Genomic DNA, 24,526 nt, shown 5'->3' on the forward strand with positions numbered 1-24,526 from the left:
AATGGAGCGGGTGTAATAGTAGGAACACAATTTAAAATAAAAAGAATTTCTCTTGAAATAGTGATCATTCGAGTGAAGCGAGTCTTTAAAATTTTATCCTTTACTAAAAAAGGTTGGCATCCATATAATAAACCAGAGACTTTTCCAAAAGACTATGAAAAGTGAAGAAGGAATTTTCAGTCGGTATCGCGGTACCTGTACAACGATTCATAGGATTGGACTCGGTAGTCAGTTTCAAAGGAAGAACGGCTCCAGATGCTCGCCTGGTCAGAGGATTCTTCAGTCTCGAGCAACTTTAACTCTCCCGCTTCCAGCGTCATGAGATCAGACTCTATTACCTTTAGTTCTTTTTGTTTGGAATCCAGTGCACGAATACGCACTTGAACCTCTTTTTGGTTATCCAAATTGTTTTTGAGGAAAAATGAATTTGTGTACCCCGTTGAATTGCAATTCGATGTGCTAGTCCGGAAGCATTTTTTCTCCGAACTCATAAACAGCACCGTGATTTCCTCAGAGTCTTGCTGCTCATTGGCTGCAGCTAAAGCATGTTCAATCTTTTGGATATAAGATGCTTTCTCCGCTAACGGGTAAACCCACATGGTAAAAAACAAAATAGTGGTGCATAATCCCAGTGTGAAAATCCACGCAACTTTAGGGTTATGAAAGGATTTGGGCGCACCTTTGAACATAATGCTTATTACAAGGTTGACGATTGAAATAATCAGCAGAAACGCTGCAGAAACAATGAGGGCAACGGTGCTTTCAAAACCATTCTGAAAAAAAGAAAGCTGATATGCAGAGGAAAAATAGTAATTTAACACAGCGCTGATGATCACCAATAGAATAAGAGCAACTAGCGGTTTTTTCCAGCGCAGTTTTTCGATTTTACCGCTTTTCGTCTTCATGCTGGACCAAAAAAACCAGGCGTACGGAAGAAGAAAGATGAAGATGACAAGTGAAACAGTGCCCATTAAATCATGCCTTTCGAAAAGAATGAGTGGGAAACGAAACCTTAAAAAATTATTGAATCTCATAAAACATTTTAAAAGCGTACCTTCCTAGTAGAAACGCTTTTTTCTTTATCGCTTTAATTATACGAAATCTACTCTAAAAAAGATTCAACTGTTTAGTGGGAAACTCTAGGAGGGATTTTTTTGCTATCGATTTTCTTGATTTTCTTATGAAGCATTATTCTATTCCTTGAATTGTGCCTTGCACAGAGGAGCAACTTCCTTTTGCTCCCCTGTTTTCAATATTGATAAAAATTGTCTTGGAATACATACAGAAGTGAATGATATACTATATTACACTTGAATATTGCGTAAAGGAGATAGTGGTTAACTTATGATGCGATCCTTTCATTTCAATGGCAGCCGTATTTTGAAAACCGGTTTAGCCATCTTTATAACAGCCACGATTTGCCTCTGGTTTGGCTGGCCGCCTGTCTTCGCGGTCATCACGGCCATTGTGACGATTGAGCCGACTGTCAGTGATTCGATTAAAAAGGGACTTGTTCGATTTCCGGCATCTGCGATTGGTTCTGCGTTCGCTGTGTTCTTTATCACACTCTTTGGGAATGCCCCGATCACTTATACTCTCGCAGCTGTTGCCACAATTTTAGTTTGTTACAGACTCAATCTCCATGCCGGCTTGCTCGTTGCCACCTTGACATCCGTCGCGATGGTCGAAGTCATCCATGACCATATGTTAATTTCGTTCTTTATTCGACTGGGGACAACGACGATTGGTTTGGTCGTTTCCACCGCTGTCAACATGTTCGTTTTCCCGCCCAACTATCGGGCAGATATCCTGAAAAGCATACAAAGCATCAGTGAACGCGCAGGAACCATGCTGGAGCACACCTTCCATACCATCCTCTTTGAGGGGGATGCAAACCTTCAAGAAGACCAAGAGCTTGTGAAGCGACTGACGACAGAAATCAGAAAGACGGAAAAATTGATCCATTACCACAGGGATGATTTTAGTTTATACCCCTGGATTCGGAATCGGGAAACGGAGCTTCGGATGGCGGAAAGGCAGTTGCTCTTTTTGCATAACTTGGAATTCCATCTGGATGCCTTACTCCGGATTCCGCTGCATAGCATTAAGTGGTCACCAGCTGAGCGGAATATTATTATGCATGCCGTTGCCGAGCTTGCGGACGACCTGCAGAATTCCAATGAATACAATCACGACAAGCATCAGCAGCAATTAAAGATCATCACCGATTTCTTTTGGGAAGACAGCAAAGGCATCACAACCAGCGACGCCCTGCACCCTACTCTATTTCCGCCAGAGTTTAAGATTCTTTACGAGCTCATCACGATTTACGATTTAGTGGACAAGTTTTTCGATCCGAATAGTGTGAAGGCTGCGCGGGAAGCGGAGAAATGATGGGGTTATTTGAATACGGTGGATTGAACTTACAAACGGCTGTGCCGGAAACTGAATTGTTTCTGGTGCGGCCGTTTTATAGTAGTGAATGAAGTGATTTATTTTCTTTAAAAATAGACATAGGAAATATTATGTCCCAGGGAGCTGCATAAAACTCGAAATTTCTTCTGCTTAAGATTCTTCTTGTTCTTTTAAAAATCCGGCAATGTCGTCGATCCCGTAATCCAGTGCATAAAAAAGGGCCGTATTGCCATCGTTGTCTTTCGCATAGATATCTGCCCCTCTTTGGACGAGCAGTTTCACGGTCTCCAACTGGTCGTCGTAACCGCTGGCACCAATCAAAGGCGTTTCGCCATCGTTTCTCTTGATGTCAATTTCAGCACCATTGTCTAAGAGATATTCTACAATGGTATTATTCCCATTCAAAGCCGCTATATATAAGGGTGAATTACCCTGATCGTCCTTTGCATTAATGTCTGCTCCATGGGCTAAAAGTATTTTGATGATTGTTAGTTGACTTTCACTTGTTGCCCACCGAAGAGGTGTTCCTCCCGCTCCAACGGCTTCATTCACATCAGCACCTGAACGAAGAAGCTTTCTCAACTTATCTTCATCTCCAAAAGCGACAGCTGATAACATTTCTTCCTGTCTCTTTTTCATTCTTTTCATCATGGCTCTTTCTTTCATCCTCTTGATTGCAGCTATCTTTTTCATGAGATATCTTCCTCCCTTTCTCCTCTCTAATTTTCCATGGAAGTAATTTGCTCTTGATCGTTTTTAAATAATTTTTCTATAAGATACATAACAACCACCGTTACCTACAGTTTCGTAACACTGGCAATAAAATATTGACTGTCCCTTTGCATATCGCCAACGGCTCCGGTCCAGGAAAGACGGTGATTTCCGCTTTCTACACAAAGCACCGCATTAAAAACGCCTTTTTCTTACCGTTTTTTTTTAATAACATTATTAAGAAACGCCTCTTTATGTTGGTCGCCACTTTTACTCCTTCTATTAAAGCCTGAATTTCCCAGCTTTGATCGAAGTTTTTTTCAACGTGTCCCCCTCTGTAACTGTTCTACTGAGACTGCCGTGAATCGTAAAAAAACACACCCGCAACATTTTTGCAGCGGGTGTGGAAATGTGCCATGTAGCCTGAAGCGTTCATATTTTTTTAATACGTGAGAATAATAAGCAGCAAAATTAACTAATCGGCATCAAAGTTATCACTACGCTTCCATGTTTGTGGCCTGTCTCAACGTAACGATGGGCAGCAGCCATCTGTTCCAACGGATAGCTTCTGTCTATTACAGATTTAACCTTCCCGTCCTCAATCAGCTCTTTCAGGAAAAGTAAATCTGCTTTGCGCATCGGCGCCATTCCACCTTTCAATTTTTTATTTCCTCTTACAGATGTCGACATCATCCGGGCATATTGCGGCAATCCCGGTACTGTAGTCAGATAGATTCCGTTTTCCTTGAGAGAGTTTTTACATTTTGAAAACGATGTCTTTCCTACCGTGTCGAAAATGATATCGTAGGTCTCTCCGGATTTGGTGTAATCCTCATTGGTGTAATCAAACACGTAATCAGCCCCCAGGGACTTCACCAGTTCTATATTCTTTGTGCAGCAGACAGCGGCAACTTCTGTGCCAAAGTATTTAGCCAATTGTACCGCATACGTGCCCACCGTACCGGAAGCACCATAGATAAGCACTTTTTGCCCTTTCTGGATATGCCCCTTATCCCGAAGAAAGAATAAGGAAGTGGTGGCTCCGAAAGGAACGGAAGCGGCTTCTTCGAAAGTCATATTAAGCGGCTTTAAAACGATTGCCGCTTTTTCTTTCAGACATATATACTCGGCATTCGCTCCCAGTTCTATTCCTGTTCCGCAAAGCACCAGATCCCCTTTTTTAAATAATTTGACGTCTTTACCTGCCTCTTCCACTTCGCCAGACAGTTCGGATCCCAATATTCCGATTTTCGGTTTTTTCAAGCCAAAGAACAACCTGACCGCAAACGGATCAGCCCTCCGCACTTTGCAGTCCCCGGAAGTTGCGGTAGTTGCATGCACTTTTATCAATACCTCATCATCTTTGGGAACCGGTTTTTTGACTTCCTGAAGCTCCATAACTTCTGGCGGTCCGTAAGTTTTATGGACACTGGCCTTCATTAGGAAACTCCTCCTTCCAAGCTTGGTTTTAACGGGTTCATTTCAGGTATTTTCTTCCCTTTGAACAACAGCCATATAGCTAACACCAATTCTCCTATCACTCCCGGCACAGCTACGATCAACAGAAATATAGTCGCGTAATCGTTGTAATTGGAAAACAGAACCTGTGCAAAGTTATCAATCAGGTAACCTAGCCCTGCAAGCATCACCAAAATCCCAATAGTTTTGGGCATGAATTTTGACTTGAAAACCAAATACCCGATGAGAAGTAAATGAAAGCCGAAAAAAACGAGTCCAATCAACCATCCGTTATTAAAGGCATCAATCAGCAACATAACTTGAGCTTGCAATTGGCTTGTTTCCATCGCTCCCAAATACATTTCTCCTCTTATCAATTGCAAAACACTTAAAAAATTGAACATGGCTGCTGCAAAAATGGCGGTGAAGACCAGTCTTAATCCTGCAGCAAGCAAAGCAAGGTTTTTATTCACTTGTCTTAATAGAATATAAAGCGACCAGGATACGACAACATCCAGAAGAAGCACAATAATAAAACCGGCAATACCAAATCGGAATAACAAGTCATTAGCAAGAAGGTTTTCCACTGTTGCTGCTGCATTTCCGGGTACAATCAGGCTTTCAAACACAAAAAAATTCGCGAATAGAGCAATGATCGCCATTACCAGCAAGCTGAGCCCCGTAATTCACGCATAAAAAAATGTGATTTTTCAGCAATAACGCCTGTCATTTTAATCTCTCCCAATATTTTTTGAATTTCTGGCATTCATGCATTAATTGAACGCACCCCGGCTTTCTTCTTCAAATGAGTCATATCCCACACTTTGGCTCCGAGAATATTAAGCAGCCCTTACATTTCCATTCCGACTGTGTTCAAAAGATCGCCCCTCTCTTTGCTTCCCCAAATCATTAAATTGGCTTATTTACTTCCTGCCTCTAGCGGGCTGAAAAGTTTACAACCTGTTCAATGTGCAGGAACTGAGATTTTTTATGTAACTCTTTCAAATATCCAAGACCACAATAAAATAATCAGAATTTTCTGAATATAAACATGTTAATAATACATCTAATATAGTTTTTTAGCAATTTTAAATAACTTTGTTTATCTGCAGTACTAGAACTCAATCTCTTTAAGATTCCGCTTCCCGAAACATGACCTGTATGTTCCTTGTGTCGCACGCAATTATGAATAATTGACCTCCCATATAAAATACGAAAGCCGTATCCGTTAACCCTTGAGGTCACTGGATACGGCTTTTTCCTGATGCAATTACAGGCATTAAACTGAAGTAGGTTTGTCATAGGAGCAAATTTTTAATTTTTCATCTAAACGACACAGTATCTGCAGAAGTCTCTGGTCTGGTTTTGCCAAGTACAAACTGTGCCAAGCCAAAGCCTATTGCTACAGCAAGCGCCATCGTAATCAGTGAACCGAACAAGGCGAGTTTAACCGCCATCAGGAAAAGAATCCCCACAGCCAGCATGGCCATAACGGAAACGGAATTCCACAGAACCCGGTCTCTCACTTTATTCATCAAGCCAATAGAAGGCATAGCATCCGTTTCCGCTTCTGCAGCAGCCAAAATCCCTTTCAGGCGGCGAAGATTAATGACAGGGCCCAAAAAGCTGGCTCCAAGAAGCGCTGCCAATGACACATTGATCCAAGCCGTTCCCCATCCCCAAGTGGAAAAGACGAGATACAAGGCAGGCACCACTATCAACAGCGTACTCATCGGAAACAATACATCGGTCTTCACAGCAAGGCCCGACCAACGTTTGACGTTTTCAGTGTCTTTTGAAGACAACATGGAAAGCATCGACAAAGCAAGAATCGCAATTGCCATAAACATGATCACCGCACCTAGTATATGGAGAAACAAGACAACATTGTAAAGCATGGTGCTTTTCCTCTTCTCCTGTTAAGTCATCACTACATTTTCAATGCCAGTGCTTGATGCTTACAGTGAAACTTTAAGATGGGCTTGTTTACGATGCGCACTCCTCCCTTTTCATTTTCTGTCCCAACATACAAAACCCATTGCTCCAATTATTTTCGTAATTAGTATACGCTTTTCAAAAAATAAACACCATAAGTTTTTTGTTTTTTCAGATTAATTAAGTGTATCGTTTCCCAGGGAGCGAAACAATTAGTTCTACTCAATCTTCCCCAACTCATCCAACAGCGCTTTCCGTTTCGGATACATGAACTTCAGCTCTTCAATCAGCCCCGCCGCAGCTTTAGTCCCCATCGCTTGCTGAAAGTCTTTGATTTTTTGGCAGGCACTCCAATATGCCTTACGTATAGCGTATTGTCAAAATCATTTAGAATTGTTTGGCACTATCGCTTTTTTTTATTATCACTACTTATATTTCCCGATAAAGCTGCATGACAAGTCCGCTCCATTACAGACTTATGTGGATTCCCAGCTTCATTACCCACCTCTTCTCGAAGTATTGACAGGCTCAATATAATCTTTTATTTTCACTAGTTTGATGTCGTCTTTATTGAATAGATTCAGTTCTCCGAAAACGTCTTCAAACTGGACAATCTGTTCTGATAATGCAATGGAGGCCACATCTTCCCTCGATTCTGCTTCCACTGTTCTTTCCACAGTGAGTCCTTCTTCTAAGGTATATTGGATGACGAATTTCTTCATAATTTCACCTCCCTAAGTTCAAATTCTCCGTAATTGCACAGAGTCCTTTAAAATTCTCCGAGGTCATTACCTGATTCAATGGGATCTCCCTATAGATGAAAAAAATGAAAAAACACAAAAGTCGTATCCTTTAATCCGTAAGCTTAAAGAATACGACTTCTTCATGCATTTGTTGTTACTAAATTGAATTGGTTCTAACACAGGGAGTAATAATAATTTTTTAATAAAGATTTTCGCTGAACTTCCATTAGCTCCTGAATTTTCTCTGTGCCCATTCAATTATGAACACTTGCCAATCACCATGTAAATGCAGCGTGATGTCCTATACTCTTACAACACCTCAACCAGGCGGAACATTGAAATCAGTATTCGGCATTATGAATTTTTTAGGAACAGTGACATGGATTCCTTTGTTTTGATTGACGACTTGGGTGATGTTGATATCTGCAGCAGCGCTGAGGAGTGAATAGCCGTCTTCATTGCTGATGCCATAATATGTTTTTAAAAACTTCAATGTTTCATGGGCACCGACTCTGACAGCTTCATCCAAATCTTCATGAAAAGCATGGATCATCCACGCCTCATCCGTTTCCAAAACCGGCAGCGAAAGCGACAGATCTTTTCGCAAGGTCACTTTAATGAGGCAATTGAGGGAGGTTTCAACAGCGGTCCCGCTCAATTCGCCATTTCCTTGTGCCAGATGGGAATCGCCAAACGAAAGCAAAGCACCGTCGGCATGGACCGGATAGTACATCGTCGCTCCTTCGCCGATTTGCCAATTATCCACATTGCCCCCGTGAACACCAGGTGGGGTCGTATCGACCTTGCCGTTCCAAGGTGGAGCCACGCCGATTGTTCCGACATGGAGCCTTGCGGGGATCTGCATATTCTTAAGAGCCTCGACCCGATTTACTTCATCAGGCTGATAGACTTTACCGGATACATAATAATCCGAGGGGTATGAGTAAGCAAACTGGGCGGTCAGCCAGTTTTTTTCCGCGTCGATTTTGTAAATGGTGACCCGTTCCTCATTATTGAAATCATCAGCTAAGTAACCCCAGGGCGCTGCCAGATTGGATCCGTAAGGCAGACGTGGTTCGAGCGCCAAAATCTGGACTTCAAGCACATCTCCAGGCTCCGCGCCCTTTACTCCAATTGGTCCTGTTAACAGATGCGGACCCGGTTTGCGTTCATCTTCCGTAATCGCATCGTAAATTTTCTTTATCCCGTCATCCATCATGAGATCGGGCGCATCTCCGGCATGATGGGTCACTGTCTCCACGTAAACAAGATCCCCTGAATTGATGGTCAGTGCCGGCTGCATGCTATTATCAAAATAACCCCAGTGCACCGTTTCGGGCGTTGCTTTCAAGGTATGGAAATTTGCATTTTCCAGAGCAGCAAGACGCGAGTGCGGGATTCTTTTCATCAAATAACCTCCTTGAAATGTAACAAATGAACCTGTTCTTTCCCTTGTTGTTATTCACATTTCCTTTTACAAAGCTGGTTAAACAGATTCAAGTGAATTAACGAGTGGATAAAGGTGAAAGCAAACATTTTCCCACTGATTCTCTACCATTTACGATGGTTCAATTTAAAAAACGGCCGTATTAGAAACAAAACTGTTTCTGACACGGCCGCTATATTTTAGTAAGGAATTGCTGGTAATACCCGATTTGAATCAAATATCCTTCAATTTGGAGACTTCTCTCTTCGCAACCAGGTCCGGTATTCTCAATTCACAGAGCCCGATTCTACTTCTCCGGATGACCAAACGCTTTCAGCAAATACGCCATATGCACGGTGCCTTGCTCAAAATCGTTCAATCGGATGGATTCATTCGGCGCATGCACTTTTGAATTTGCCCAGCCGACGCCTGTGCTGACGATCGGCAATTTCAGCAGGTTGCCGATATCATACATCGGCCCTGTGCCCGCATGATTTGGCGCCATGATGATTTCTGCTCCGTATGCTTCCTTAGCCGTTTCGACTACCTGAGCAATAAACGGATGGGAAAAATCGGAGCGGTAAGCGCGCTGGCTGTTCAGCGCACGGACTTCCACATCCGTAAATCCATGTTTGTCCAAATGGCGCCTGATGGATTGAACGACTTTTTCAGGATCTTGTCCCGGTACCAGACGGCAGTCCACTTTTGCCATGGCCCGCTTTGGCAACACCGTTTTGCTGCCTTCCCCGTGATAGCCGCTTTCCAATCCGCAAATCGTCATGGTCGGTTCGAATACCATCGCAATTCGTGGATCTTTTCCAAGCGCTTCGGTGATAAGCGGACGTTTCAGCCCGTTCATTTCTTTCAGGGCGTCTTCTTCAAAAGGCAAGGACTCGACGACTTCCAGTTGTTCAGCAGTCGGCGGGATGATGTCGTCATAAAACCCTTCCACCAGGATTTCATTTTTGCCGTTTTTCATGGATGTTAACGCGTGGACGAGACGCCAAGCCGCATTATCGACGTAAGCCCCCATGGACGAATGCAGATCAATATCGGCACTTTCGCAAATCAATTCCATGTAGGCCATTCCTTTAATGCCCGCCACCATGCTGATCCGTTCTTTCTCATCTTTGTTGCCAAACTCCCATATACACGCATCTGCCCGGAACAACTCGGCATATTTCTGCAAATAAGGAAGAAGGTTCGGGCTGCCCACTTCTTCTTCCCCTTCAATCATGAACTTCACATTGCACGGCAATCCACCCTCGGATTCATGCAAGGCTTGGATAGCTGTCAGGCGGACAATCAGATCGGCTTTATTGTCAGCGACTCCCCGTCCATATAAAATCCCATCGATTTCAGTGGCCTCAAAAGGTTCCGTCTTCCATTCGTCAAACGGTTCCGGCGGCTGGACATCGTAATGGTTATAAAACAACAAGGTTTTGTCGGGTGCGCCGTTTTTTCCAGCCGGAAAAAAGCCGTAGATAACCGGGTTTCCGCCCAAGTCACTCAGAACGCGCGCTTCTCCACCCGTCCTTTCCAACAGGTCAACAACAAACTGGACCGCTTCCGGAATCCCCTGGTTTTGTGCAGCTACCGAAGGAATTCTGACGTATGACGTTAAAGTGTCGATTGCCTGTGGCATCAAGTCCCCAACGGCAGTGCGCAATGATTCATGATTAGTAACCTTCATAATGATGTTCCTCCTCTTGTTCCATCTTCACTTCTTGATGTGATCATTCAGGGTACCTATGTAGATGGCGTCTTATTTGGGTGATTTCAGTTGAGAAATGATTTCTCTTGCTAAAAACTTGTTCTTTCATCGTCATTTTTCAGGTTCCTTTTTAAAGGGTTTTCCTGGAATATGGCTTATAAAGATTATCTTACCACGCATTAATATACACTTAAAATATTATTTATAAACAAAACTATTCTCGCTCTTTATCCGTGAAACCTTAGAGCAAGGGGCTGGGCTACCGTCCTCTTGTAAGGTTGCCAGCAATCCTGCACGATATCTTTATTGTATGTAGGTTAAGCACTGGGTACCGCTTAGTTATGAATAATTATCGATCACCACAAAAACGCAATGGGAATTTTTACTACTACTGATTTTATCGGTTTTTCATACAGTGATATTGCATGGAAGAATAAACTTTCTCAAAAAAATTTCTCATCTTATTGAAGTGGTTAGTTTATACTATATAAAACCTTATTTTGGATATTGGAGAATTAAATGAAATGACTACATACTGTTACAGAAGCAATAGCCCAAATTATGCCTTTAATACGCTTGTCATTTATCTTAAACAAAGTGAAGGAGGCTAATAGATGAAAAAAGGAAAACTGTACAGAATCTCACTTTGGATTATCGGAACATTTTTGATTTGCGGCCTGCTGTTTTTATTATTATGGGTTTGGGGACTGATGGATGCTTTACAGGAAAGTTGGTGGGAGACTTTAAAGGTGCTGGGAGGATTTTTCATCATGCCCCTCCCATTTATAGCATATTCAATCTACTTGTGGAAAAAGAGAAACGAGGGCAAAGGATTCTATTGGGATGAAGAAGGCATTGTCATCGATTTGAAAGGACACAAAGTTTATTGGGAAGAGATTGAAGAAATCCAGTTTCGTCAACTGTGGTCCCTTCCTTGGACAAAGTCTACTGTCATTTACCCTCATTATACAAACCATGAAAAAATCAGGATTCGACGTAATAAATGGATGCCGATTCCTGGACATTCTATCGACTGGATCTTGATTGAAAAACCAAAAGAATACCACGAAAATATAATGAAGGTTTGGGAAGAAAAACAGAATTTCCTTGAGTGAAATTATCCCAGCACTCTCTTTCAAAGAATTAAACAAGTGATCGTTGGATACGCTGCTCACTTATTCTTCAAAATCTCAGAAGGGCGCAAATACTCATCTCCCCTTCGAAATCGCATTTACGATGGACTGATTTTAAAAACGGCCGTGTCAGAAACCAAACTGTTTCTGACACGGCCGTTTTATATTAGTGAATAGACTGCTCTATTCTCTTAACAATAATGAAAATTACTCCTCCAACCCTCTTCTTAACCACTTCGCCGTCAATGTGTCCGCCTCGAGCATATCTTCCGGTGTTCCTTCAAACAACACTTCGCCGCCTTTTTTGCCTCCACCAGGGCCCATTTCGATGACCCAGTCACTCGCCGCGATAAAGTTTAAATTGTGTTCAATAAGGATGACCGAATTCCCTTTGTCTACAAGGCCTTGGAAAACGGCTAATAGCTGGTCATTGTCTTTGGTGTGCAGCCCTAATGAAGGTTCATCCAACAAATAGATTTGCCCTTCTTTTTTCAGGTGGCTGGCCAATTTGAGGCGCTGCACTTCTCCTCCGCTTAGCGAACTGGTCGTCTGTCCGAGTGTCAGGTACCCCAAACCGACATCCTTTAAAGTATCCACTTTTTTGACGATTTTCGGCATGTTTAAATACTGATTGGTTTCGTCGATCGTCAGCTCTAAAATTTCCACGATGTTTTTCCCCATGTAGCGATAAGACAAGGCTTCTTCTGAATACCTCGTGCCCCGGCACGCTTCGCAGGTGACGGTCACGGGATCCGCAAAAGCTACGTCTGGTGTGGTAACGCCTTTGCCTTCGCAGACCGGACAGGCTCCCAATGAATTAAAGCTGAACAATCCCACCGGTTGTCCTGTTTCTTTTGCAAGAATCGACCGAATGTCATCCATAATTCCCATGTAGGTGGCGAGTGTCGAACGGCTCGACGTTCCGATGCTGCCTTGGCTGACCGAAATCGTTTCGGGATAGTTCTCGGTAAATGCGCCAAACAGCAACGAACTCTTGCCGGAACCTGAAACGCCGCATACAGAGACCAAGGCGTTTTTAGGAATTTCCACAGATACATTTTTTAAGTTGTTGGCGGATGCCTTCTCAATGGAGAACTTGCTTTCTGCTCTTCTCGGGTTTTTATTGATGGTCAGCTTATGGTCTAAATTGGTGATGGCTGAAACTTCTTTTAAGCCTTCCAGCTCACCTTGATACACCACTTCTCCACCGCTCACTCCCGCGCCTGTTCCCATTTCGATGATTTCATCCGCTGTTTTAATGACGGCTAAATTGTGTTCGATCACGACGACGGTATTGTAGTTGTCTCTTAAATTTTCCAGCATGCGGTTCAGCATCTCGATTTCTTCCGGATGAAGCCCTGCACTCGGTTCATCGAAAATATAGGTAATGTTGTTTAAACTGCTGCCTAAATGGCGGGCAATTTTCACGCGCTGTGCTTCTCCGCCCGACAAGGTGCCCATTTTTCGTGCCAGACTCAAATAACCCAGACCCAAGTCCACCAGTTGTTTGACGTTAGGCAATACTTGCTGGGCAATTGATTTTCCGACAGGATCTTGGATCTTCGCCAGTTCCCCCAGCATTTCCGTCAGTTCCAACCGGTCGTAATGGGCGATATTCAAGCCGTTGATTTTGCATTCCAGTACTTTCGGATTTAATCCCGAACCTTCGCAAGTTGGACACGCTGTATGTGTCGTCATCGCCAACACATCTTCCTGGGACGTTATTTTCAGTTTCGTGAGGTCCCGGTTAATGTACAGGCGAATAAACCTGGGAAGGATGCCGTCCCATTCGATGTCCCGATTGCCTACTTTGTAATAATAAGTTCCAAATGCCCGCTCGCCTTCCGGCGGCCCGTAGACTAGAAGATTGTATTTTTCTTCCGTGTAATCTTTGATGGGCAGGTCGGCGTCGAACAATCCGCCATCCACCATCCATCTGCCTTGCCAGCCAGGCGGCGCCAGCGGTTTGAATCTCACTGCGGGGTCCCTGAGTGATTTTGTGTGATCGATAAGTTTGTGGATATCCGGCGCAACGATTTCTCCGTATCCGCTGCATTCCGGGCATTTTCCGAACGAACTGTCACTGGAAAACTCTGTGGCGGAACCGATTGATGGACTGCCGATTCGTGAAAACAACAGCCGAATCAACGGATCAATGTCCATATACGTGCCAACCGTCGAGCGCGTATTGCCTCTTACGGGTTTCTGTTCCACGACGACCACCGGGCTCAAGTGCTGCATCAAGTCAGCACGTGGCCGTTCGTACCTCGGCATCTGGTGCCGCACATACAGCGGATAGTTCAAGGTCATCTGCCTTCTGCTTTCGGTCGCCAAGGTATCAAAGACGACGGAGCTTTTTCCTGAACCGGACAGGCCGGTAAACACATTTATTTTTTCTTTCGGGATATTTAAATCGATGTTCTTCAAGTTATTTTCTTGAAGCCCTCTCAATATAATTTCATCTCTTTTATCTGCCATTTAAAAATTCTCCTTTTCCAATCAAATCAAGGAATTAACCTGCTTGTATAAGGTTTCCCTGTTTTGGGTGGGTTCACACAAATAGATTAAATCAGGATTGCTCTCCTGTGCGCTGCACAATTTATTAAGATGAATATATTAAAAATGACACACCTATAATTGTGTTGCAGTGGGTGCAAACAAATAAACGAATCTAAATATTTCCAAACTAAGTTTTCTACTCCCTATTATTTACCTATCAAATCGTGTTATATTCATCCTTGGAATATAGTTAAATAGATCTAGAACGAGAGAATTCAGGGGGAACTAGTAAATGGATATCGTATTTGTTTTATTGATGCTGGTCGCCTTAGTGGCTTTCGCTGCGAGCATTGTTTTGTTACTCGTCAGTGCTTTGTTCAAAAAAGGGCCGACTGTTAAGCAGGCGGGTCTTGCGACTGGCCTTTCATTCGCAGTAATTATTGGTTCCGGTATTGGTGTTTTCATTACAGCAGAAGACGTTGAAACTGCATCGGATGTCGAAAGTGAACAGGTGGAAGCGCAGAAAGAAAAAGCAGACGAGGAAAAAGCGGAAGAACAGCGTGTTGCCTTGGAAGAAGCCGAGAAACAGGCTGAGGAAGAAAAAGAAGAAGCACGTCTAACAGCTGAGAAAGAAGCTGAAGAACAAGCAGCGGCTGAGAAACTTGCGAAAGAAAAAGAAGCACAGGAATTGGCAGCTGAGAAAGAAGCCGAAGAAAAAGCGGCGGCCGAGGAGCTTGCGAAAGAAAAAGAAGCGCAAGAACTGGCAGTCCAACAGAAAGCTGCTGAAGAAGAAGCCCAACTAAAAAATGACCTGTTCGCAGGATACGAATTGATCGAAGTGGATGGCGGTGATATTTCCGGATACCGCGAAGCCAACATCGTCGTTGACATCGGGTACGGGGACCGTGAATATTGGGCCTTTACGAATGAACACGGGCAGTTGGCGCGTGTTGTTGCGGCCGAAATCACTGTACAGGATGACAGCAGCGAACCTGTCTTATCGAGCGGCAGGTATTATTCGGATGAGGCAAAGGTTTCGGGCGTTGAAAGTGACGTGCTGGATGAAGGCCACGTCATTGCGGATTCTCTCGGAGGGGTGTCGAACGCCTATAACATCACACCGCAAGAAAGCACGCTTAACCGGCACGGTGATCAAGCTTATATGGAAGACGTCATACGTGATGCAGGCGGAGCGACGAATTTTGAAGCCATCATCACTTATCCGGATACGGAAACACAGATCCCTTCAAGTTATCAGTACACGTATACAGTGATGGGCAACGAAGTCGTGGATGCATTCGACAACGGGAACCCGGATGAAGTAAACGCATCACTCGGTTTAACAGACAGCGAGCCTAAGGATTCAAGCAGTTATACCGCAGCTAGTGCACCTGCCGAATCAACCACCGCAAACACAGGCGGTGATGTATCCAGTGTTGATACAAACGGCAATGGCCAGGTGACGATCAAAGAAGCGAAAGAAGCAGGTTTCAGTATGCCCATCATGAGCGACCATTGGCTATATCCCCATATGCGAGATAATGACAATGACGGGATGGTCGGTGAGTAAGCACCTGGAATGAATGAATTGATGTGTTACAGATTTTCTGAAAAAGAAATCCGCCCTCTTTACTTAGAGAGCGGATTTTTGTATAGGCAGAATTCTACTTAATGCATCGCTTCCCGAGGACGCGAATTTAGCTAAGGGGATTTAATGTCCGTCCTAAAAAAGCCTGAAGACAGATAACATGATTTCAGTATGCCGGACTGCTATACTCCTCTATGTGCAAACCTGCAGTTAACGAAAGGAAGTTAGATAGATGAAACTAAGTGTGTTGGATCAAGCACCCGTGACGACCGGAAACACGGCAGAAGATGCGATGAAAAAAGCGGTGGAACTCGCGGTTCTCGCCGACAAATTAGGCTACAGCCGGATGTGGATGGCGGAACATCATGGCTCCGGCGCATTTTCCAGCTCCGCCCCCGAAGTCACTGCCGCCTACTTGAGCGCCAAAACGGAGAAAATCCGAATCGGCACCGGCGGCGTGATGATGATGCATTATTCACCTTTGAAGCTTGCTGAAGTGTTTAAGACATTGAGCGCGTTGGCACCGGGCCGCATCGATTTTGGCGTGGGACGTGCCCCGGGCGGCGACCACAATTCCATCTACGCCTTGTCCCAGGGACGGCGAACCATGACGGATGATATGTATGGAAAATTCGACACGGCATTGAAACTGATCAACGACGAAACGCCTGAAGACAATATGTACAATAAAACCATCGCTGCACCGACAAATGTTAAACTGCCGGAAGCCTGGCTGCTCGGCTCGAGCGGCAATAGCGCATTAGAAGCTGGACGATTGGGTGTCGGCTATTCGTTTGCGCAGTTTTTCAACGGCGGCATGAGAAAAACGATATTGGACTCCTATAGAAGAAACTTTGTCCCTTCAGTTTTTATGGAAAAACCCGAAATTTCGGTATCGTATTTAGTGACAACGGCTGAAACGGCCGAAGAAGCGGAATATGAAGCATTACCGCAGGATATTTCGCGCCTGATGTTGATGAAAGGCCGCATTATGCCGCTAATGACACCAGAAGAAGCACAAAATTCCGCATTGTCGGAAATGGATCGCATGCAAATCCAGGAAAGCCGCAAACTCCATCTAGTCGGTTCCGCTAAAGACGTGGCAGATCAATTGCAGCAGGAGCAAATTTATTACGGTTTTGAAGAAGCGATGATCTGCAGCATTCCGCATTCCCAGGAAAAACGATTGGATGTCTACCGTTTACTGGCACAGCAGTTGCTTTAATATACAACTTCGATATACAAGATGATTCTCAGCAGTTCTGATTAAAATACAAAAGCCGTATCCGGTAACCCTTGAGGGCACTGGATGCGGCTTTCTTCATGCTGGTGTTGCTAATAAACTGAATGGAGTTTGACACAGGGAGCTATATTATCCGGCTAAGCTATCCATCACTTATGAACAGCTGTAATCTCTTCCATCAATCCAACCCATTCTTCCCTCTTGAAATCATACAATTCCAGCTCCGTTTTTCTCAGAACCAGATGGATGCTGTCGAATTTCTCATCCGACCGGAACCGCCACCAGCTTTTCACTGTCGACGTCTTGGTGCCTGGCTCATAATACGTCAATGTGAATTCGGGATCGATGATGTCATCTAGCCGATCAATCTCGATATACTTATGCGGGAAATCAATATAGAGCCCGAGCGCCGCTTTATGAGGCGTAATGGACCCAATTTTATATACCGAGTGCGCATCCTTCTTCTCAAGCGCGTCACTCCACGGAACCGGGTTATCGCTCACAATCAAAATCCGGCCGGTCTCATCGGTTTCAATCCGGCAATTCAGCAGACTATTAAACACTTCTGTCATCTCGTTCATTTTTTGCTCGACCATTTTGTTCATTTTGCTATTTCATTCCTTTCAACTCATCTATCAATAATGAATGCTGCACTTTCTGCCAGGCATGACCATACCATTTATTTTTCTGTTCCACTACCTGTTATTCTATCACGTCCCGCCCTTTGCTCCGGATTTAATAGTGTATTGTTTGGTCAAAAACGCTCGGAATTGTTTCTTGCCCAGGGGACGCCCCAAATATTTTTAAGTGCCCCTTGCTTGAAATCGGTCGATTAAGGATATAGTAGCTGTACAAGATCTTTTCGGTTCGTTATCATTTTTTCTTACAAGCACTTTTCCTCTACTCGATTTTATAGCTATACACCGCACTTGAAGCTGAACTGATCAGCAGGCGTGATACTCATTAGGAGGTCTCTAGGATGAACCCACAAATCTTAATCGTCGGAGCTGGCCCCACTGGCCTGGCTCTGGCCTCTAGCCTGGCGCGTCAAGACGTGCCGTTTCGGATCATCGATAAAAACGCAGGAACCGGCACAGCGTCACGTGCGCTCGCTGTGCATGCGCGCATATTGGAGCAGTACGAGCAACTGGGCCTCGCCGAACGCAACATCAAGCGGGGACATCCGATTTTGTCGCTTGATGTCAGCGACGGCAAACGAGTGAGAGCCACAGTGAAATTCCATGAGTTGGGCAAAGGGCTGAGTCCGTTTCCGTTTATTTTGAGTTTGCCGCAAGATGAGCACGAAGAAATTCTCGTCGACGAATTAAGCAAAATCGGCGTCGAAGTCGAATGGAACACCTCGCTGCTTTCGTTTGAAGACACAGGAGCTGGCGTGAACACCGTGATGCAGCAACAAGGGCAGCCAGAAGAAACAGCGGAATTCGCCTATTTATGCGGATGCGACGGGGCCGGCAGCATGGTCCGAAAAGGACTGGGACTCGACTTTCCCGGCGGCACGTACAAGCAATTATTCTTTGTCGCCGATATCGAAACCGAGCAGCCGGTAGACGACATGGAAAAGATGGACATGTACATGGACAATGACGGCTTTATGCTGTATATGAACGTCCGCAATGCCAACACTAAACGAATCCTCGGCATTGTGCCCGAAGAATTCAACGAGCGCACCGATGTCCAATACAGTGAAATCGCCAATTACATTGAAAACAAAATCCGCGTGAGCGCGGCCAAGGTCAATTGGTTTTCGACCTACCGCGTCCACAACCGCGTAAGCGAGCGATTTGCCAAAGGGCGCATCTTTATCCTGGGCGACGCCGGCCACCTGCACAGCCCGACCGGCGGACAAGGCATGAACACCGGCATTGGGGACGCCATCAATTTGGGGTGGAAACTCGCAGCGGTGGTTCAAGGCAAAGCTGCTCCTAAAATATTGAGCACCTACGAACAAGAGCGCATTGCCTTTGCGCGCCGGTTGATCGCGACGACCGACAAAGCGTTCCAAACGATCGTCAATCAAAAACTGCCCGGCACGTTGCTGCGGGAGTATGCCGTCCCTTACGTCTTGCCGTTAGTATTCAAATTTTCCTTCCCCTCAAAAAACGCGTTTAAGATCTTGTCTCAAATCCATATCAATTACCGCAATAGTATCTTGAGCAAAGGCAAAGCCGGCAAAGTCTACGGCGGCATGCGCTTGCCGTGGATCGAAACCGCAAACGGCGATAATTTCGCGCCGCTGCGCTCCGTCGATTGGCAAATTCACATATACGGCAAAGCGCAGCCGGAGCTCATCGACTTTGCCCGCTCGCAGTCGCTCCAGCTCCATGAGTTTCCATGGGAAGCGCAAATGAAAGACGCAGGATTCAAGCAAGATGCGCTATACCTGATTCGACCGGATGGGCATGTAGGGCTTGCGACTGAAAAGCAATGGCTGCGTGTGTTGAAAATGTATTTGGAGACTTATGGGATTGTGGCTTTTGGAGTGGAGTGAGGCAGAAATAATAAAGGAGGCTGGAGGCATGAATCCGTGATGGGATCATTCCTCTAGCCTCTTCTTACAAATATATATTAAGCATTTAATTTATATTGCTCTGCCTTACCATACATGCCGTTTTCAGCTGTTACATCATTCAATTCTGCAATAATGACCTTAGGTCTGGAAGGACCGACTATTGTAGAAATATAGCTAACTTTAAATGTGTAAGTAGCTTTCTTGCGGAAGTTTCGATATTCAAGCGAATCTTCTGTAGTTGTCCAATAAAAAACATTGCCATCTCCATCTATTAAAGCGATTACTCGATATTCGTCGTTTTCAAAGCAAGAAACAAACTCAAGTTCCTTAGTATATTTCTTTCCTTTTTCAAATCCGTTCACTTCTTTGATTGCAAGCACCATCGAAATACACCTCATTCCATAGTGGTATGCATTTAATATAACAGAACTTACGTTCGATTTCCAGTCAAAAGATTAAAAAAGTTAGAATATTTAGTTCATTTAGTGACTAAGGTGATGATTTAGGATAGCTCACATACTTTTTTGCATGATAGTACTTGAAAATGCCACGGTGATTTTTTAACGGAAACAGGAATGTGGGATTTAAAAGTTTCTAAATCACCACCAACTAAAGAAAAACGCTGCAATTACTGGTCTATTATTTGTTGAGACTTCGTTCTATACACGATGAGTTTGAAGGTATTAAAGAATTAGGTATATGTAATCCACGATTGAATAATGGCTATCTGGTTTATATGAGTCGGAGGAAACCTTATCTATGATCCCAGATATACTGCTTATGGAGTCTGAACAGCATTAAGTGCTTCATCAAAGTCAATTACTTCTTAGATAAAAATACGAAAGCCGTATCTGTTAACCTTTAAGGCTACGAGATACGGCTTATTCTTTATGCAATTGCAGTTAATAAACTGAATTCTTTTTGACACAGGGGCGCTTTTTTATTCACCTGCTGCAGTAATCTTATAAATCGCACCGCCATCAGTGCTTGCAATAAGCGCGCCATCCTCAGTTACAAGAATATCACGGAAACGTTCGCCTTTATCAGTTAATAGACGTTCTTCTCCAACGATGGTGTCACCTTCAATAACGACACGTGCAATATAGCTCGACACTAAACCACCGATGAACAAGTTGTTCTCCCATTCAGGAATTGCGTCGTTATCATAGAATGAACTACCACTTGGCGCACTTGTTGGATCCCAATAATATCTTGGTTCAATAAAGCCTTGCGCCTCGTGTTCTGAAATTCCATCATTGATTAATTCACCAGTGTACTCGATGCCATAAGAAACAATCGGCCATCCATAATTATTGCCTGGTTCAACAATATTCAGTTCATCCCCAGCTTGTGGACCGAATTCAATAATCCATAAGTCTCCTGTTTCAGGGTGGAAGTCTATACCTTGAATATTACGGTGACCGTAGCTGTAAATACCATCCAGTGCTTCTTCATCTTCGATAAATGGATTCGTACCTACTGGTTCTCCATCTTGTGTAATGTGAATGACTTTACCCAAGTAAGCATCCAAGTCTTGTGCACGTTCGCGAATTGGATCATCTGAACGCTCACCAGTTGTTAAGAATAGGTTGCCATCCTCATCAAAGATAATACGTCCACCATAGTGTAAGTCACCCTCATATGCTGGTTCTGCTTGGAAGATTACTTCAAAATCTTCAAGTGAGGCTTCATCTTCTGATAAAACACCTTTACCGACAGCAGTTAAAGTACCACCTTCGACATCTTGAGAAAACGTCAAAAATACTAATCTTGATTCGTCAAAATCAGGTGCAACGGCTACATCAAGTAAACCACCCTGACCTTCGCTATTTACTTCTGGCGTACCTTCGATTGGTTCTGAAACAGCGAACTCATTAAGGTTTACAATAAGAAGTTCTGCTGAATCCCTTTGCGTAACAAGTAAGCGGTTTGGTTCAAACTCTGCCATACCCCAAAGCACGCCAAGACCCTCAACAATAACTTCCTCATTAAGTTCTGTTTCAGTCACTACTGCAGGTGCTCTTGTTTGTTCTGGAAATGCTGGTTCAAACTCAGTAACTTTTGGTTGAGATTCTGCACTTCCATCAGAGACTTCTTCAGTGCCCTCGTTAGCATCTTCTTCAGTGCCCTCGTCAACACCTTCTTCTGTTTCAGCACTTTCTTCTGTTTCAGCACTTTCTTCTGTTTCAGCATCCGAATCAGCAGGTGATTCTTCGTTTGAAGTTTCATCATTGCCGCATGCTGCCAAAGCCAATACAAAGATCAGCATCATAAAGAACAGTAATCTTGACCACGAAGCTTTCGTCATCGTTTTTCCTCCCCTTTTCTAAAATAGTTAACCTACTATGTTAAAGTTCATTCCCCTGAAACCCAGTATCAAGACTTGGTTAAGACTTTCACATCATAATTAAAAATATAAAACTTCTTTCCAAATAATGTTTCCCTAATTTTCTGAAAATAAAACAATAATATTACTTTTTCATGATATTTACTACATTCTTGTAATAATATTTTATTAAAAGACAACACTCGGAGTTGCCACCTTTTGTGATGTATTCAGCCTGTCTTTGTCTCGCATCCCCTGCACGGCGTAATGCTTCGCCGATGTTACGTACACATAGATCCTCAATGCTGCCGGCCATACCCACTATCCGTGTTGCAGTGTCTGGGTCGCATAAGTCTTTATTAATTTTGTTATTTTAGGTCCACTGACATCTTCACTTAAAGCAGTAGTATAGTGAAAATATTTAAAACTGATTCTTTACCTGAGTGAGTAAAAAAATCCGATAAAAAAGCCGCGAATCCCTTCGCAGCTTTTTTTACGTATATTATTTCACTCCAAAAACCCAACAATCCCCTCCATTAACCCATCCGCCAATGGTAAATCAGGGTCCCTGTATGCAACCTCATTTTCACTTTCATCCGATACCGTTTTCAGCACATGGTGCATACCGTCAATGATCAGAAGTTCAAATTATGGATACGTGTATATATCATTGTGTATTGAAAGCTTCGTTTAGACTTGTTTTAAAACATGGACGCGATACTATTATTCTCGTGAATATACTAAATCGTCTCGGACATAGGGACGTTATTTTCAATAAAATTCAACGATTATTTCATTTTCTTCATCGGAGTTTAAGAAAGACTTTAAGACTTCCTCTGTTCTTTTATCAGCTTCCGTTAAAAATCCTTGGCTGATTTTCTCTTCTTCAAATTTCTTCTTTTCAATGTTTATATCCTCAATAATTTGCTGGGTAGGAGGGTCTGGAAAGATATTTCCTTTTACATCTTCTACCTTCATGTTCTCGGTCTCCACAACATTATCGAGAATTTTCGCTTTTGGGAGGCGGACCGTTACTTGATTGGACACTTCATCATATGTCACATCCACTTTCGACAGATCCGACCCAGCTTTCATATATCCCGTGTACTCAATGAGCTTTATCGTCTCTGCAAAGCGAATATCAGTCAACGGGATGTTCTTTGAATCCCGATTTACCATTGCTTTACTATACTCATACTTTAATGTCGCTAGCTCTGACAACTCCACGACTCTCTCCTGGATTATGGACGTATTAGAACTTTGGTTAGCAGTAACTCCAAATGGTTTAAATTGAATAAAAACAACTAAAACAATTATTCCAATAAGTAACACTGGAACCATCATTCCTACTATCAGCTTTTTCATGCTTAAATTCTCCCTACTTGTTTTTTTCTCGTCTCAAGGACGTGATTCTTGTTTTTGATTTTGGATAAAGGAAAGAGCAGCTATCCCATGATTTGCTCGAATCTTAGTATTTGGTCCCTGTATTCCACTCAATTATGAATACCTACCATTTTACTTTTGAAAGCTATTTTGATAATTCGTACCAAGAAGTCTAACATTTTTTCTTTCACGATGATGAGATTTCTAAAAATCATAAAGACAATCGAATATTTATTGCACCTTCAACCATTTCATATGATTTGATATTACCCACAGGAATTTTTTTTACAACATCCCAAGCATTAAAATCTACTTTAATCGTTCGATTCGTATATTCTGCAAAAGGAGGTTTGTTAAAAATTTTGCTGGTAATGATATTTATATCAAAAGGCTTCATGTCTATTAATTCAAATTGAATTGTCCTTTTATCCAACTGGATCGGCTTCAATGTAATCTTGAATGGCACATTTTTCTTGAACATCATTTTCTTCACTTCTGTAGTTCCATGAAGCACTAAATACTCAGACGTTATTTCAACTCTAACATCTCGGTTACCTAATTTCATTCCGATTAATTGTTCCATATTGGCAGAAGAAATTGGTATTTCAAAACCATTCACAGACGCACTAATGAGTTTTTCTTTAAGTTTGTTTAACAAGATTTCATCTCAATTCAAAAGTATTTTTATTAATTTCATCTTTGTAACTATCAAAAAAATTTCTAATTTATCACAATTTGAGTCTGAATTCAGTATATCCGAATGTATCTCTTTCTTAAAATATGATATTTAGAAAAGAAAAGACTTAATGAAACAAATGAAAGAATTATAGCATAACTATTTTTCCTTTAAACAAAACCTTTTTAGCGGTCTTTCCGATTATATTTTTTCCTATACCATCTACTGTGCCCCCAATGTAGTGATACTCATCACTTTTGAATCAATCCAACTTCCAAAAGCACCTTTTCAGCTTGCACTGGATAATCAACTTCCACACTGCCGTCTTGTTGAACCCAAAACCTTATAAATCCAGCAAAGTTAATAGATTTTTTCACTTTATCCACTCTATTTCTTATTCTAGGTATATCGGGATTTGCCATAACGTACAGAGCGTTTTCTTTTCCGAGAGTTTGATACTCCATCAATTTTCCAATCTGCATATAAGTGTGCGTCTTAATTTGTCCTGAGTCGAACACTGTATCCAGAGCATGATTGTTTGCGTGAGAACCTTTGGATTCGATATAGATTTTATGACCATCTTTTTCTCCTTCTACGTCAACGCCTGTTTTATTGCCAGTTAAGAAGTTGGGACAATGAAAGCCTGCCGCCTTGATGAAATTCCACACTGCTTCATTGACGGTATCTTCATTCATAATAAATGGGTCTTTAATCAGGAGCTTACTGTTACTTGTTGGCATGCATGA

At 43.0% G+C, this 24,526-nt stretch carries 20 protein-coding genes; 5 read left to right on the top strand and 15 right to left on the bottom strand.

The features are described from left to right. Positions 1–176: 176 nt before the first annotated feature. Positions 177–971: a nicotinamide mononucleotide transporter gene (locus tag FQV26_RS13355; protein ID WP_146558039.1), complete on the bottom strand. Its 795-nt coding sequence runs from the start codon at positions 969–971 to the stop codon at positions 177–179. 376 nt (positions 972–1,347) lie between these two features. On the opposite strand from FQV26_RS13355, the gene FQV26_RS13360 reads away from it, so the two are divergent. Beyond that, positions 1,348–2,394: an FUSC family protein gene (locus FQV26_RS13360; RefSeq protein WP_146558219.1), complete on the top strand. Its 1,047-nt coding sequence runs from the start codon at positions 1,348–1,350 to the stop codon at positions 2,392–2,394. Between the two features lie 171 nt (positions 2,395–2,565). Here FQV26_RS13360 and FQV26_RS13365 read toward each other — a convergent pair whose 3' ends face one another. The 7 genes from FQV26_RS13365 to FQV26_RS13395 form a co-directional block, all read right to left on the bottom strand. Beyond that, positions 2,566–3,108, bottom strand: a complete 543-nt coding sequence (locus tag FQV26_RS13365) for an ankyrin repeat domain-containing protein (RefSeq protein WP_146558040.1) — start codon at positions 3,106–3,108, stop codon at positions 2,566–2,568. A gap of 489 nt (positions 3,109–3,597) precedes the next feature. Next, a complete protein-coding gene (locus tag FQV26_RS13370; protein WP_146558041.1) occupies positions 3,598–4,566 on the bottom strand; it encodes an NAD(P)-dependent alcohol dehydrogenase in 969 nt (322 codons plus the stop codon). Beyond that, on the bottom strand, positions 4,566–5,246 hold the full coding sequence (locus tag FQV26_RS13375) for a DUF4386 domain-containing protein (protein ID WP_146558220.1): 681 nt from the start codon (positions 5,244–5,246) through the stop codon (positions 4,566–4,568). Before FQV26_RS13375 ends, FQV26_RS13370 begins: the two co-directional genes overlap by 1 nt. 660 nt (positions 5,247–5,906) lie before the next feature. Beyond that, the gene (locus FQV26_RS13380) at positions 5,907–6,482 is read right to left on the bottom strand and encodes a DUF2269 family protein (RefSeq protein ID WP_146558042.1); all 576 of its coding nucleotides are present in this window, start codon (positions 6,480–6,482) and stop codon (positions 5,907–5,909) included. Positions 6,483–7,016: 534 nt separating this feature from the next. Then, on the bottom strand, positions 7,017–7,241 hold the full coding sequence (locus tag FQV26_RS13385; RefSeq protein WP_146558043.1) for a hypothetical protein: 225 nt from the start codon (positions 7,239–7,241) through the stop codon (positions 7,017–7,019). A gap of 340 nt (positions 7,242–7,581) precedes the next feature. Then, a complete protein-coding gene (locus FQV26_RS13390; protein ID WP_146558044.1) occupies positions 7,582–8,670 on the bottom strand; it encodes an acetamidase/formamidase family protein in 1,089 nt (362 codons plus the stop codon). A 325-nt stretch (positions 8,671–8,995) separates the two neighbouring features. Beyond that, complete coding sequence (locus FQV26_RS13395) at positions 8,996–10,381, bottom strand: M20/M25/M40 family metallo-hydrolase (RefSeq protein WP_146558045.1); 1,386 nt, start codon at positions 10,379–10,381, stop codon at positions 8,996–8,998. A gap of 635 nt (positions 10,382–11,016) precedes the next feature. Between FQV26_RS13395 and FQV26_RS19050 the strand changes: the two genes are divergently transcribed. After that, positions 11,017–11,517: a hypothetical protein gene (locus FQV26_RS19050; RefSeq protein ID WP_261384343.1), complete on the top strand. Its 501-nt coding sequence runs from the start codon at positions 11,017–11,019 to the stop codon at positions 11,515–11,517. Positions 11,518–11,742: 225 nt separating this feature from the next. Here FQV26_RS19050 and FQV26_RS13405 read toward each other — a convergent pair whose 3' ends face one another. Further along, positions 11,743–14,013 (bottom strand): excinuclease ABC subunit UvrA, encoded by a 2,271-nt coding sequence (locus tag FQV26_RS13405; protein ID WP_146558046.1) that lies wholly within the window; start codon positions 14,011–14,013, stop codon positions 11,743–11,745. A gap of 709 nt (positions 14,014–14,722) precedes the next feature. Here FQV26_RS13405 and FQV26_RS13410 point away from each other — a divergent pair. After that, positions 14,723–15,604 (top strand): DNA/RNA non-specific endonuclease, encoded by an 882-nt coding sequence (locus tag FQV26_RS13410; protein WP_397431244.1) that lies wholly within the window; start codon positions 14,723–14,725, stop codon positions 15,602–15,604. Between the two features lie 250 nt (positions 15,605–15,854). Further along, a complete protein-coding gene (locus FQV26_RS13415) occupies positions 15,855–16,847 on the top strand; it encodes an MsnO8 family LLM class oxidoreductase (protein ID WP_146558048.1) in 993 nt (330 codons plus the stop codon). A 167-nt stretch (positions 16,848–17,014) separates the two neighbouring features. On the opposite strand, the gene FQV26_RS13420 is transcribed toward FQV26_RS13415, so the two are convergent. Next, positions 17,015–17,470: a hypothetical protein gene (locus FQV26_RS13420; protein WP_146558049.1), complete on the bottom strand. Its 456-nt coding sequence runs from the start codon at positions 17,468–17,470 to the stop codon at positions 17,015–17,017. 374 nt (positions 17,471–17,844) lie between these two features. On the opposite strand from FQV26_RS13420, the gene FQV26_RS13425 reads away from it, so the two are divergent. Further along, positions 17,845–19,374 (top strand): FAD-dependent monooxygenase, encoded by a 1,530-nt coding sequence (locus tag FQV26_RS13425; protein ID WP_146558050.1) that lies wholly within the window; start codon positions 17,845–17,847, stop codon positions 19,372–19,374. Between the two features lie 77 nt (positions 19,375–19,451). Here the strand turns inward: FQV26_RS13425 and FQV26_RS13430 are convergent, their stop codons facing one another. From FQV26_RS13430 to FQV26_RS13455, 5 genes are all read right to left on the bottom strand, one after another. Further along, positions 19,452–19,778 (bottom strand): hypothetical protein, encoded by a 327-nt coding sequence (locus FQV26_RS13430; RefSeq protein ID WP_146558051.1) that lies wholly within the window; start codon positions 19,776–19,778, stop codon positions 19,452–19,454. A gap of 557 nt (positions 19,779–20,335) precedes the next feature. Further along, positions 20,336–21,703, bottom strand: a complete 1,368-nt coding sequence (locus tag FQV26_RS13435) for a PQQ-dependent sugar dehydrogenase (protein WP_146558052.1) — start codon at positions 21,701–21,703, stop codon at positions 20,336–20,338. 789 nt (positions 21,704–22,492) lie between these two features. Then, the gene (locus FQV26_RS13445) at positions 22,493–23,086 is read right to left on the bottom strand and encodes a DUF4230 domain-containing protein (protein ID WP_146558053.1); all 594 of its coding nucleotides are present in this window, start codon (positions 23,084–23,086) and stop codon (positions 22,493–22,495) included. A gap of 229 nt (positions 23,087–23,315) precedes the next feature. Continuing rightward, positions 23,316–23,762, bottom strand: a complete 447-nt coding sequence (locus FQV26_RS13450) for a hypothetical protein (protein WP_146558054.1) — start codon at positions 23,760–23,762, stop codon at positions 23,316–23,318. Between the two features lie 269 nt (positions 23,763–24,031). Further along, complete coding sequence (locus FQV26_RS13455) at positions 24,032–24,520, bottom strand: hypothetical protein (RefSeq protein WP_146558055.1); 489 nt, start codon at positions 24,518–24,520, stop codon at positions 24,032–24,034. Positions 24,521–24,526 lie beyond the last annotated feature (6 nt).

The sequence above is a fragment of the Planococcus sp. CPCC 101016 genome, assembly GCF_007859295.1.
In the GTDB taxonomy this organism is placed as follows: Bacteria; Bacillota; Bacilli; order Bacillales_A; family Planococcaceae; genus Planococcus.